At 55.2% G+C, this 12799-nt stretch carries 13 protein-coding genes; all 13 read left to right on the forward strand.

Annotated features, from left to right (window positions below; translation table 11 throughout):
- Positions 1-215 precede the first annotated feature (215 nt).
- The 13 genes from AAZT04_RS06510 (at position 216) to AAZT04_RS06570 (ending at position 12695) form a co-directional block, all read left to right on the forward strand.
- Positions 216-635: a DUF2502 domain-containing protein gene (locus AAZT04_RS06510; protein WP_020826624.1), complete on the forward strand. Its 420-nt coding sequence runs from the start codon at positions 216-218 to the stop codon at positions 633-635.
- 173 nt (positions 636-808) lie between these two features.
- The gene (gene btuC, locus AAZT04_RS06515; protein ID WP_020826625.1) at positions 809-1816 is read left to right on the forward strand and encodes a vitamin B12 ABC transporter permease BtuC; all 1008 of its coding nucleotides are present in this window, start codon (positions 809-811) and stop codon (positions 1814-1816) included.
- Positions 1817-1857: 41 nt separating this feature from the next.
- The gene (locus AAZT04_RS06520; protein ID WP_262032875.1) at positions 1858-2409 is read left to right on the forward strand and encodes a glutathione peroxidase; all 552 of its coding nucleotides are present in this window, start codon (positions 1858-1860) and stop codon (positions 2407-2409) included.
- A 20-nt stretch (positions 2410-2429) separates the two neighbouring features.
- On the forward strand, positions 2430-3185 hold the full coding sequence (gene btuD / locus AAZT04_RS06525; protein WP_197820756.1) for a vitamin B12 ABC transporter ATP-binding protein BtuD: 756 nt from the start codon (positions 2430-2432) through the stop codon (positions 3183-3185).
- A gap of 400 nt (positions 3186-3585) precedes the next feature.
- Positions 3586-4740 carry a UDP-4-amino-4-deoxy-L-arabinose aminotransferase gene (gene arnB / locus AAZT04_RS06530; RefSeq protein ID WP_129940440.1) on the forward strand — a complete coding sequence of 385 codons (1155 nt, stop codon included), beginning with the start codon at positions 3586-3588 and terminating at the stop codon, positions 4738-4740.
- Positions 4727-5707: an undecaprenyl-phosphate 4-deoxy-4-formamido-L-arabinose transferase gene (arnC, locus tag AAZT04_RS06535; protein ID WP_262032876.1), complete on the forward strand. Its 981-nt coding sequence runs from the start codon at positions 4727-4729 to the stop codon at positions 5705-5707. Before arnB ends, arnC begins: the two co-directional genes overlap by 14 nt.
- On the forward strand, positions 5707-7689 hold the full coding sequence (arnA, locus tag AAZT04_RS06540; protein WP_434679527.1) for a bifunctional UDP-4-amino-4-deoxy-L-arabinose formyltransferase/UDP-glucuronic acid oxidase ArnA: 1983 nt from the start codon (positions 5707-5709) through the stop codon (positions 7687-7689). The genes arnC and arnA overlap by 1 nt, the downstream gene beginning before the upstream one ends.
- Positions 7686-8591: a 4-deoxy-4-formamido-L-arabinose-phosphoundecaprenol deformylase gene (gene arnD / locus AAZT04_RS06545; protein ID WP_129940442.1), complete on the forward strand. Its 906-nt coding sequence runs from the start codon at positions 7686-7688 to the stop codon at positions 8589-8591. The genes arnA and arnD overlap by 4 nt, the downstream gene beginning before the upstream one ends.
- A complete protein-coding gene (arnT, locus tag AAZT04_RS06550; RefSeq protein ID WP_197820758.1) occupies positions 8588-10252 on the forward strand; it encodes a lipid IV(A) 4-amino-4-deoxy-L-arabinosyltransferase in 1665 nt (554 codons plus the stop codon). The genes arnD and arnT overlap by 4 nt, the downstream gene beginning before the upstream one ends.
- A complete protein-coding gene (arnE, locus tag AAZT04_RS06555; protein ID WP_048762677.1) occupies positions 10249-10596 on the forward strand; it encodes a 4-amino-4-deoxy-L-arabinose-phosphoundecaprenol flippase subunit ArnE in 348 nt (115 codons plus the stop codon). Before arnT ends, arnE begins: the two co-directional genes overlap by 4 nt.
- Positions 10593-10982 carry a 4-amino-4-deoxy-L-arabinose-phosphoundecaprenol flippase subunit ArnF gene (gene arnF, locus AAZT04_RS06560; protein WP_046373746.1) on the forward strand — a complete coding sequence of 130 codons (390 nt, stop codon included), beginning with the start codon at positions 10593-10595 and terminating at the stop codon, positions 10980-10982. The genes arnE and arnF overlap by 4 nt, the downstream gene beginning before the upstream one ends.
- A gap of 177 nt (positions 10983-11159) precedes the next feature.
- Positions 11160-11624 carry an NlpC/P60 family protein gene (locus AAZT04_RS06565; protein ID WP_041414519.1) on the forward strand — a complete coding sequence of 155 codons (465 nt, stop codon included), beginning with the start codon at positions 11160-11162 and terminating at the stop codon, positions 11622-11624.
- Between the two features lie 57 nt (positions 11625-11681).
- The gene (locus AAZT04_RS06570; RefSeq protein WP_048762679.1) at positions 11682-12695 is read left to right on the forward strand and encodes a lipoate--protein ligase A; all 1014 of its coding nucleotides are present in this window, start codon (positions 11682-11684) and stop codon (positions 12693-12695) included.
- The last annotated feature ends 104 nt before the right edge of the window (positions 12696-12799 follow it).

The following is a 12799-nucleotide window of genomic DNA, read 5'->3' on the forward strand; positions in this document are numbered from 1 at the left end:
AAGTGTCAGCGTCATTATAAATAGCGGCATGGCATCCGGTATGTCAGCTATTCGTTAAACGTTGTTAGCAGCTGTTTTATTTAATCTGAAAAATGAGAGTGTATGGATTATGTAAGCGAGGTGAAAACGATCTGAAAATAGGCATTGAGGCGATAGGCGTAAAATAATCGCGCTGATATAACCAGCTCAGCAAAAAATAAAGTGAGAGTGCCAAAATGAAAAAGATCCTGTTGCTGGTGTGTTTACCGCTGCTGCTGCCGCTCGTGGCCCAGGCAGATGTCTCCATTGATATCAACGTGCCGGGCGTCTCGGTCCATCTGGGGGATCAGGATCGGCGAGGTTACTACTGGGACGGTTATGACTGGCGTCCGCCACAGTGGTGGCATGCTCATCAGGGACGCGGCGTGGGTGAGCGTAATAGCCGTGGTTTGTACTGGGACGGTGGTCGCTGGCAACCCTCACCGCCGCGCGGCAACGATCACCGGAGTCCAGAGCGGGGCGGCAATCCGTTCCACGGTGAACGCGATAACCGTAACGATGGCAACCGTCATGATAATGACCACGGTAAGGGCCGCGGCAATGACAATGACCACGGTAAACCCTACCCACAAAACGGAAATGATCCGCGACGCTAATTGAGTGTACGACGTCTGGTGTTGCCCCTCAGTGGAGGGGGGCAGCATCAGCCGTTGTTTTCCTGCCATAATCCTTAAGCAAGGCTTTCCCTTCTGGCGCTAACCCCCTAATATTTGACCCAGACGTCAATTATTCGACCGCCGCTCGCGGCCCGCAGGGAATCGCCACACCTATGCCAACCAGCCAGACCTTTACTTTATTACTGCACAAACAGCGTCATCGCGATAAACGCCATTTATGGCTGTTGGCGCTGGGCGTTGCCGTGGCTTTTGTTTTTAGCCTCAGCGCGGGTGATGTCTGGCTTTGGCCCTCACAGTGGTCAAGTGATGCGGCGCAGCTGTTTGTCTGGCAATTACGCCTGCCGCGTGCGCTAGCGGTGATGTTGGTCGGAGCCAGCCTGGCCATTGCCGGTGCGGTAATGCAGGCCTTGTTTGAGAACCCGTTGGCAGAGCCTGGCTTATTGGGAGTGGCTAACGGTGCCGGGGTTGCACTGGTGCTAATGGTATTACTGGGCAACGGCCTGCTGCCGGTAGCGTTGATGAGTCTGAGCGCCATTGCGGGTGCGTTAATCATGACCTTTATGCTGCTGAGCTTTGCTCGTCGCAAGCGTCTGACCAACGCGCGATTATTGTTGGTCGGCGTTGCCTTGGGCATTGTGTGCAGCGCAGTGATGACCTGGGCAGTGTACTTCAGTTCCAGCCTGGATCTGCGCCAGTTAATGTACTGGATGATGGGCGGCTTTGGCGGCGTAGACTGGCGCCAAAAATGGCTGGTGCTGGCCCTGGTGCCGGTGGTGCTGTGGCTGTGTTGCCAGGGCAAGGCGCTGAACTTTATGGCGCTGGGCGAGGTACAGGCCCGCCAGCTCGGGCTTTCACTGCATTTGTGGCGCAATCTGCTGGTGCTGGCAATCGGCTGGCTGGTAGGCGTTAGTGTGGCGTTGGCGGGGGTGATCGGATTTGTCGGGCTGGTGATACCGCATATGCTGCGCCTTAGCGGTTTGACCAATCAACGTTATTTACTGCCGGGTTGCGCACTGGCCGGTGCCGGCGTCTTGCTGGCGGCCGACGTGGTGGCGCGTATTACGCTGCTGTCGGCTGAATTGCCCATCGGGGTGGTGACAGCCACCCTGGGGGCACCTCTGTTTATCTGGTTGCTCACTCGGGTAAAAAGCGTAAGGTAGTTTCTCTGTTCACCTGCAAGTAAAACAAGAGGATAGGCTCCATGACTCAAGCTATTTATGACATTCCGCTGAACACCATCGAAAATCAATCTACCACGCTGGCACAATATAAAGGCCGTGTGTTGCTGGTGGTGAATGTGGCGTCGGAATGCGGCCTGACCAAGCAATATGAAGGGCTGGAAGCCCTGTACGAAACCTACCGGGATCAAGGTTTTGAGGTGCTGGGATTCCCCTCCAACGAATTTCTGGGGCAGGAGCCGGGCAGCAACGAAGAGATCCTGGCGTTTTGCCGGGGTACCTTTGGCGTTCAGTTCCCGATGTTTGCCAAACTGGAAGTGAACGGCGAAAACCGCCATCCATTGTATCAGGCGTTGACCGCCGCCAAACCGCACGCCGTTGCGCCACAGGGCAGTGAGTTCCTGGCGCGTATGAGCAGCAAGGGGCGGGCACCAAAGCAAACTGGCGATATCCTGTGGAACTTCGAGAAATTCCTGATTGGCCGCGATGGCAAGGTCCTCGAGCGCTTTTCCCCGGATACGACGCCGGAAGATCCTGCGTTGCTGGCCGCCGTCAAACAGGCGCTGGCCGACTAAAGAAGGAGCGGTAATACATCATGCTGCAACTCAGGCAGGTTGGGGTAGAAGGGCGTTTGGCCCCGTTTTCAGCACAGGTTGATGCTGGGTTGCAGTTTCACCTTATTGGCCCGAACGGCGCCGGTAAAAGCACGCTGTTGGCCTGCCTGGCGGGTATCTTGCCCGGTATCGGGGAGATCCTGCTGGACGGTCATCCGCTGAAAAGTTTTCAGGGCAATGAGCTGGCACTGCGTCGTGGTTATTTAAGCCAACAGCAGCCCCCGGTGGCGTTGATGCCGGTATTCCAGTATCTGGCATTGCATCAACCGGCGGGAGCTTCGGAAGAGGCGCTGGAAAGCACCGTTCTTTATCTGTGTCAGCGTTTAAAGCTGATGGACAAGCTGCCGCGTATGCTGACTCAGCTATCCGGCGGGGAATGGCAGCGAGTACGTCTGGCCGCGGTGTTGCTGCAGGTCTGGCCGACGGTTAACCCGTATAGCCAACTGCTGTTGTTGGATGAACCGACCAACAGCCTGGACGTGGCGCAGAAGGTGGCATTGGACCGACTATTAAGAGAGTTTTGCCAGAGCGGGCGCAGTGCCTTGGTTTGCGCGCACGATCTCAACCACACCTTACAGCAGGCCGATCGGGTCTGGCTGCTGCATGCGGGGCGCTTAGTTGCTCAGGGCAGCACGCGGGAGGTGATGGAGCCGGTTCTGCTGTCACAAATTTATGACGTCGATTTTCATTTGCAGGCAGTGGGCGATCAACGCTGGATTATGACCAAAACCGCCTAGTGCGTTAGCGTATTGAAAATGCGGCCTAAACGAAAATTAAACGGACTCGATATAAATAGCCGAGTAAGCATCGGCTTTATTTCACTCCTCGCTCAAAATCACCTCATAAATCTTGAAAACCGTCGCTGACGTGCTACGCTGATTTAGTTCGAATAAAATAAGTAAATAATTATTAATAAATATAACTAATTGATTTTTAAATCAATATAAAATGATGATGATGGCCCTCGCAAATCAGATAGTCCGCTGATAATTAATCTCGCCTTAAGGTTTAGTTAAGCTTGCGGCCGTACATTGGCAGTTAATCCACCGGGAACGATTCTCTCTGGCGTTTAATATTCGTTAAATAAAAGAGATCTACAGTGTCATTAAAAGAAATTTGATACGTTTGGGGTTAACTATGGATCAATTTTTACCTTTCTCACGCCCGGCGATCGGCGATGAAGAAATCGCGGCGGTAGAAAAGGTATTGCGCTCAGGGTGGATCACCACCGGACCGCAAAATCAGCAGTTGGAAAGTGAGTTTTGCGCCACCTTCGGCTGCAAACATGCGATTGCCGTTTGTTCCGCTACTGCAGGCATGCATATCACCCTGATGGCTCTGGGCATTGGTCCCGGCGATGAAGTCATCACTCCCTCACAAACTTGGGTTTCAACCCTCAACATGATTGAGTTGCTCGGCGCCACGCCGGTAATGATCGACGTTGACCACGATACGTTGATGGTCAATGCCAGAGATGTTGAAGCCGCCATTACGACCAAAACCAAAGCCATTGTCCCGGTGCATTACGCTGGTGCGCCACTGCAAATGGATGCATTGCGAGACGTGGCCAAACGCCATAATCTGCCGCTGATTGAAGACGCCGCTCATGCGGTGGGTTCCCGTTACAACGGTGAATGGGTTGGCGCACAAGGAACGGCCATCTTCTCGTTCCACGCGATTAAAAACCTGACCTGTGCCGAAGGTGGCCTGATTGCCACCGACGACGATGCACTGGCGGATCGTCTGCGCTGTCTGAAGTTTCACGGTCTGGCCGTTGACGCTTTCGACCGTCAGCAACTGGGGCGCAAGCCGCAGGCCGAAGTGGTGGAGCCGGGCTACAAATACAACCTTTCGGATATCCACGCGGCCATCGCCGTCGTACAGCTGGCGCGCCTGCCGCAGTTGAACGCCCGCCGTAAAGAGCTGGCACAGCGTTATCTCACCGCGCTGGAAGGTTCACCTTTCCTGCCGCTGGGGTTGCCTGATTATCCGCATGACCACGCCTGGCACCTGTTTATGGTGCGCGTTGACGCCGAGCGTTGCGGTATCGATCGCGACCAACTGATGGAACGCCTGAAAGAGGTGGGCATTGGTACCGGTCTGCATTTCCGTGCCGCGCATACCCAGAAGTTTTATCGCGACCGCTATCCGCAATTGTCCTTACCTAATACCGAATGGAACTCGGCGCGTTTGTGCACCTTGCCGCTATTCCCTGATATGACCGACGCTGATGTTGATCGCGTGGTCAAAGCCTTGTCTTCTGTTGTGGAGTCGTTACGTGTCTCGCGTTGAACCGATTAAAAAAGTTTCGGTGGTGATCCCGGTGTACAACGAGCAGGAAAGTTTACCTGCCTTGCTTGAACGTACCTCCGCCGCCTGTAAACAGCTGGCCCAGCCCTATGAAATTATCCTGGTCGATGACGGCAGCAGCGACAATTCTGCCGATATGCTGACCGCTGCCGCCGAACAGCCCGGCAGTTGCGTCATTGCCGTATTGCTGAACCGCAACTATGGCCAGCATTCGGCAATCATGGCCGGTTTCAATCAGGTGAGCGGCGATCTGGTGATCACGCTGGATGCTGACCTGCAAAACCCGCCGGAAGAGATCCCGCGGTTGGTGCGGGTGGCGGAAGAGGGTTACGACGTGGTCGGCACTGTGCGCGCCAACCGTCAGGACTCCTGGTTCCGTAAAAGCGCCTCCCGCATCATCAATATGATGATCCAGCGCGCTACCGGTAAATCGATGGGCGACTATGGCTGCATGTTACGTGCCTATCGCCGCCACATTATCGAAGCGATGCTGAACTGCCACGAGCGCAGCACCTTTATCCCGATCCTGGCGAATACCTTCGCCCGTCGTACTACTGAAATTGACGTGCTGCACGCTGAACGCGAGTTTGGCGACTCTAAATACAGCCTGATGAAGCTGATTAATCTGATGTACGACTTGATCACCTGTTTGACCACCACGCCGCTGCGTTTGCTGAGCGTAGTGGGCAGCGTGATTGCGCTTTCGGGTTTCGTGCTGGCGGTATTGCTGATCGCCCTGCGTTTGATCATGGGCCCTGAATGGGCGGGCGGCGGGGTGTTCACCCTGTTTGCCGTGCTGTTTTCCTTTATTGGCGCCCAATTTGTCGGCATGGGTCTGTTGGGAGAGTACATCGGTCGTATTTATACCGACGTGCGTGCTCGTCCTCGTTATTTTGTTCAGAAAGTGGTCGGTGAACAGCCGAACCACAATACTCAGGAAGAAGAATGATGAAAGCTATTGTATTTGCTTACCATGATATTGGCTGCGCAGGTCTGAAAGCGCTGACTGACGCAGGCTATGACGTTCAAGCAGTATTCACGCATACCGACGATCCTGGTGAGAACAACTTCTTCTCCTCCGTTGCCCGTGTGGGTGCAGAATTGGAGTTACCGGTCTATGCGCCGGAGGACGTTAACCACCCGCTGTGGATCGAGCGCATTCGCCAGATGCAGCCGGACATTATTTTCTCCTTCTATTACCGTAATCTGCTGAGCGACGAGCTGCTGTCGCTGGCGCCGCTTGGCGGTTTCAACCTCCATGGTTCACTGCTGCCTCGCTACCGTGGCCGCGCACCGGTGAACTGGGCGCTGGTGAACGGCGAAACAGAAACCGGCGCTACGCTGCATAAAATGGTCAAGCGTCCGGATGCTGGCGATATCGTTTGTCAGCGCAAAGTGGCAATCACCGCTGACGACACGGCGCTGACGCTGCACAAAAAAGTGCTGGAAGCCGCACAGTCATTGCTGAAGGACGAACTGCCGAAGCTGAAAAACGGCACGGCGACATTCAGTACGCAAAACGAAGCCGAAGCCAGCTACTTTGGCCGCCGGACTGCGGCAGACGGTGAGATCCTGTGGCATAAATCGGCGCAGGAAATCAACAACCTGATCCGCGCCGTGACCGAACCTTATCCTGGCGCCTTCAGCTATCTCGGCCAGCGTAAATTGATTGTCTGGCGTGCACGCGTGCTGGATGCGCAGCATGACAAGCAGCCTGGCACCGTGCTCAGTACTTCTCCGCTGGTCATTGCCTGCGGCGAAGGCGCACTGGAAATCGTTGCCGGTCAAAACGATGCCGGCCTGTACGTACAGGGTAGCCGTCTGGCGCAGGAAATGGGCATCGTCACCGACGTACGTCTGGCCGCCAAGCCAAACGCAGTGATGAAGCGCAGAACCCGCGTACTGATCCTCGGTGTTAACGGCTTTATCGGTAACCACCTGACCGAACGTCTGCTGCGTGACGATCGTTACGACATTTACGGTTTGGATATCGGTTCTGATGCCATCAGCCGTTTTCTGGATAACCCGCGCTTCCACTTTGTGGAAGGGGATATCAGTATCCATTCCGAGTGGATCGAATATCACATCAAAAAATGTGATGTCGTTCTGCCGCTGGTGGCCATCGCCACGCCGATCGAGTACACCCGCAATCCACTGCGCGTGTTTGAGTTGGATTTTGAAGAAAACCTGAAAATCGTTCGTGACTGCGTGAAATACAACAAGCGCATCATCTTCCCGTCCACCTCCGAAGTGTACGGTATGTGCGACGACAAAGAGTTCGACGAAGATCATTCCCGCCTGATCGTCGGGCCAATCAACAAACAACGCTGGATTTACTCAGTGTCCAAGCAACTGTTGGACCGAGTCATCTGGGCCTATGGTGCCAAAGAAGGGCTGAAGTTTACGCTGTTCCGTCCGTTTAACTGGATGGGGCCGCGCCTGGATAACCTGGATGCAGCGCGCATCGGTTCTTCCCGTGCCATCACCCAGTTGATCCTCAATCTGGTGGAAGGGTCGCCGATCAAACTGATGGACGGCGGGGCGCAAAAACGCTGCTTTACCGATATCAACGACGGTATTGAAGCGCTGTTCCGCATCATCGAAAACCGCGACGGCCTGTGCGATGGCCAAATCGTCAACATTGGTAATCCGACCAACGAGGCCAGCATCCGCGAACTGGCGGAAATGCTGCTCGAAAGCTTCAATAATCACCCGTTGCGCGACCGCTTCCCGCCGTTTGCCGGCTTTAAGGATGTCGAAAGCAGCAGCTATTACGGCAAGGGTTATCAGGACGTTGAGCACCGTACGCCAAGCATCAAAAATGCCCGTCGCCTGCTGGATTGGCAGCCGACCATCGCGATGCAGCAAACCGTTGCCGATACCTTGGACTACTTCTTGCGCACCACCGTTCACGAAGGTGACGGTGCATGAAGAAAGTCGGTCTGCGAGTTGATGTAGATACCTTCAGCGGTACTCGTGAAGGGGTACCGCAGTTGCTGGAGTTGTTCGACAAGTACAACATTCAGGCCAGTTTCTTCTTCAGCGTAGGGCCGGACAATATGGGGCGCCATCTGTGGCGCCTTTTACGTCCGAAATTCCTGTGGAAAATGCTGCGCTCGAACGCCGCGTCGCTGTACGGCTGGGATATTCTGCTGGCCGGCACCGCCTGGCCGGGGCGTAATATCGCCCGTGCCTTGGGGCCATTGATGAAACTCACCGCCCAGGCCGGACATGAAGTGGGCCTGCACGCCTGGGATCATCAGGGCTGGCAGGCTAAGGTCGGCCGTTGGTCTGAGGCGCAGTTGACGCAACAGGTGCAGCGGGGTGTTGATGCGCTGACTGCCAGTACCGGGCTGCCGGTCAAATGCTCGGCCGTTGCCGGTTGGCGCGCGGACACACGGGTGCTGGAAGTGAAGCAGCGCTTCGGTTTTCACTACAACAGCGATTGTCGTGGCACCCATCCGTTCCGTCCGCTGTTAAGCGATGGCCGTGTGGGAACCGTGCAGATCCCGGTGACGTTACCGACCTTTGATGAGGTGATTGGCAGTGAAGTCAATATGGCTGACTTCAACGATTACATTTTACGAGCGATTGAAAACGATCGCGGCGTGCCGGTTTATACCATTCATACCGAAGTTGAGGGTATGTCTCAGGCCGCAATGTTTGAGCAGTTACTGCAACGGGCGCAACGGCAGGGCATAGAATTCTGCCCGTTAAGCACCTTGTTGCCACAAGATTTGGCGTCATTGCCATTGGGCCGCGTCGAGCGTGCTCCTTTCCCTGGCCGCGAAGGTTGGCTGGGTTGTCAAACCGATGTGAAGGACGATTCATGAAGGCGCTAAAAGGATCCTGGGCCATTGTGTTGGCCATTTTTTTTGCTCTGGTTTACCTGATCCCCCTCAATGGTCGCCTGCTGTGGCAACCGGATGAAACTCGTTACGCCGAGATCAGCCGTGAAATGCTGCAACGCGGCGACTGGGTAGTGCCGCATCTGCTTGGGCTGCGTTATTTTGAAAAACCGGTTGCCGGATATTGGTTCAACAACATCAGCCAGTGGCTGTTTGGCGATACCAACTTCGCGGTGCGTTTTGGCTCGGTATTCAGCACCGGCATGACCGCCGTGCTGGTGTTCGCGCTGGCAATGCTGATGTGGCGCAACGCGCGCCGCGCCAGCCTGGCGACGTTGATTTTCCTGTCGATGGTGCTGGTGTTCAGCATCGGCACGTACAGCGTGCTGGATCCGATGATTTCCCTGTGGCTGGTGGCGGCCATGGTCAGTTATTACCTGACGCTGAAAGCCACCACGGTCAAGGGTAAAGTCGGCGGTTACGTGTTGCTGGGGCTGGCCTGCGGCATGGGCTTTATGACCAAGGGGTTCCTGGCGCTGGCGGTGCCGGTGATTGCGGTGATCCCGATAGTCATTCAGCAGCGGCGGATCAAGGATCTCTTGATCTACGGCCCGTTGGCGATCCTGACCGCGGTATTGCTTAGCCTGCCTTGGGCGCTGGCTATTGCTCAACGTGAGCCGGACTTCTGGAACTACTTCTTCTGGGTGGAGCATATTCAGCGTTTTGCCGAGGATAACGCCCAGCACAAAGCGCCGTTCTGGTATTACATCCCGATTTTGATGGCGGCGGTATTGCCGTGGTTGGCGTTGTTGCCGGGATCTTTGCTTAAGGGTTGGCGTGAACGCGTCCAACGGCCGGAGCTGTTCTTCCTGCTGAGTTGGGTGATGATGCCGCTGATCTTTTTCAGCATCGCCAAAGGCAAACTGCCGACCTATATTTTGCCGTGCATGGCGCCGTTGGCGCTGTTGATGGCCGCTTACGCTGAGGATTATGCGGCAAGCTTGCGCAGCAAAACGTTTAAGATCAACGCATTGCTGAACGGTTTGTTTGGTCTGATTTGCGTGGTGGCGCTGCTGGTGCTGGGTTCAGGATTGCTGCCGAAGGTGAAGCTGTTTGGGGCACAAGAGTGGCCGAAGATCGTCATCGGCATTATTATGTTCGGCGGTTGGCTTTTATTTGCCATAGTGTCGGCGCGTAATAATGCGCAACGCTGGCGCTGGGCGGCGGCTTGTCCGCTACTGCTGTGCTTGCTGGTGGGTTACGCCATTCCGCAGCAGGTCACTGACTCCAAGCTGCCGCAAAACTTTATCAGCGTAAATATGGCGCAGTTGGGCCATAGCCGTTACGTATTGACCGACAGCGCAGGGGTAGCGGCAGGGCTGGCCTGGGAGTTGAAGCGCAGCGATGTGCTGATGTTCAGCGAGAAAGGTGAGGTGGCTTATGGCCTGGCCTACCCGGATTCCCGCAGCCATTTCATCAGCGATGCCGACTTCCCGCAGTGGTTGGCTCAAGCGCGTAAACAGGGTGACGTCTCATTGGTATTGCAACTGTCGAGAGGGGATCACGTTCCGGAAACCTTACCTGCAGCGGACAAAGTGGTTGAGATGAACCGCTTAGCGCTGCTTTGGTATCAACAGCAGCCATGATAGTCGGCTACTTGCTGGTGCTGGTGGTCAGCCTGCTCACCTGTGGTGGGCAGCTGTGCCAGAAACAAGCGGCCCAGAGTTGGCAATTGCCCCCCGACGTCAGACGGGGGGTGACGTTGCGCTGGCTGCTTCTGGCGGTGTTGTTGCTGGGGTTGGGCATGGCGGTCTGGCTCAACGTGCTGCAGCGTTTGCCGCTCAGCCTGGCTTATCCGACGCTCAGCCTGAATTTTGTGTTGGTGACATTAGCTGCCCGGTGGCTGTTTAACGAACCCACCACCGCACGTCATTGGTACGGCGTGGCGTCGATCATGCTGGGGATCCTGCTGATGAGTATCAATCCATGAGGGGCTACGCCTGGGGCGCGGCCAGCGTACTCTTGGTCACGCTGGCGCAGCTACTGATGAAGTGGGGTATGGCCCAGATCCCATTGATGTCGTTTGCCGACGTGACGTTAGACCTGTTTGCTCAGTATTGGGTGCCGCTACTGGCGGTCAGCGGTGGTATCTTCGGTTATGCGTTGTCCATGCTATGCTGGTTCTTCGCGCTGCACCATCTGCCACTAAACCGCGCTTACCCACTGCTGAGCGTGAGCTATGCGCTGGTGTACCTGGCCGCGGTGATCCTGCCGTGGTTTAACGAATCCGCCACCCTGTTGAAAACGTTGGGAACGCTGTTTATCCTGTTTGGCGTGTGGCTGATTAACAGCCAGGCCAAGGTAAAAACGCCTTAATAGCGCAAAAAGTGGCGCCAATGCGATTATCTCCTTCACCGTGCTTGCCTTTTTCCCCTGCTGGGGGATAAATTAGCCCCAAATAGCGCTTTCCTTACGTGGTGCCGGCTTTGCCTCGCAGGCGGTATGCTTTTACCGGACGGCATGATGCGGCAACGTGTTCAATGAAGGGATATTATGCGGATGCGTATTTGGTTTTTATTAGCCAGTTTAATTCTTGCCGGTTGTAGCAGTCATGCACCGCCGCCCAGCGGTCGGCTGGCGGACTCTATCGTGGTGGTGGCTCAGTTGAATGAGCAACTGCGTCAATGGTACGGCGCACCTTATCGTTACGGTGGGGTCGATCGCGGCGGCGTTGACTGTTCCGGTTTCGTTTATCGCACCTTCCGCGACCGTTTCGATATGCAACTACCTCGTTCGACTGTGGAACAAACCTCGCTGGGAACCAAAGTCTCGCGTGATGAGCTGATGCCGGGCGATCTGGTGTTTTTCAAAACCGGCGGCGGTGAGAACGGTTTGCACGTTGGCATTTATGATACCAACGATCAGTTTATTCATGCCTCCACCAGCCGTGGCGTGATGCGATCCTCGCTGGACAATGTGTATTGGAAAAAAGCCTACTGGCAGGCGCGGCGCATTTAATCTTAAGCTGTTGATTTGGTGTATCATGGCGGCATCACGTGCTTAGCGGGGACCGCCATGAATAACTTACGCTTACTGATTTCCGATTCTTACGACCCCTGGTTCAATCTGGCCGTGGAAGAGTGCATCTTCCGCGAAATGACCACGCAGAAAATCCTGTTCTTATGGCGCAATGCCGAAACGGTGGTTATAGGCCAGTCACAAAACCCATGGAAAGAGTGCAACACCCGGCGAATGGAGCAGGACGGCATTCGCCTGGCGCGTCGTAGCAGCGGCGGTGGAGCGGTATTCCACGATCTGGGCAACACCTGTTTTACCTTTATGGCGGGCAAACCGGGTTATGACAAAACTCTTTCCACCGGCATCATTCTGCAGGCGTTGGCCCAGTTGGGTATTTCTGCCACGGCATCGGGCCGCAATGATCTGGTGATCGAAACGCCGGAAGGTGTGCGTAAAATCTCCGGCTCGGCCTATCGGGAAACCCAGGATCGCGGATTCCATCATGGCACCTTGCTACTGAATGCCGATCTTAACCGTCTGGCGGATTATCTTAATCCGGATCCCAAAAAGCTGCAGGCCAAGGGCATCACCTCGGTACGCTCCCGGGTGGCTAACCTGGTGGAGTTTAAACCTGACATCAGCCACCAGCAGGTCTGCGATGCGGTGACTCAGGCATTCTTTGACTACTATGGCGAGACCGCTACGGCGGAAATCATCTCACCGGATGTCTATCCCGACCTGCCGGATTTCGCCGCGCAGTTTGCCAAACAGAGCAGTTGGGAATGGAATTTCGGCAAGGCGCCGGCATTTAGCCATTTGCTGAATGAACGCTTTGTCTGGGGCGGGGTGGATATCTTCTTTGACGTAGAAAAGGGGTTGATCTGCCGGGCGCAGATTTTCACCGACAGCCTGAGTCCGGCACCGCTGCAGCGTTTGGCAGAGATGCTGGTGGGTTGCGCTTACCGCAGTGAAGCCTTGGCTGAGTGCTGCGACAAGCTGATTGCTCAGTTCCCGGAGCAGGCTACCGAGTTAGCCGAGCTGCGGCAATGGCTGGCAGAAACGATCAAATAGTAATCAAATTTTGAATATCAAAGGATGACAGTGTTCATCCTTTTTTTACATCTCAAGTTGGCTGCGCTTTATTGTTGTTATCCATTCTTAGGGGCTGGAATCCA

The sequence above is a fragment of the Serratia sp. Je.1.23.a genome (assembly GCF_051129805.1).
Taxonomy (GTDB): domain Bacteria; phylum Pseudomonadota; class Gammaproteobacteria; order Enterobacterales; family Enterobacteriaceae; genus Serratia; species Serratia liquefaciens.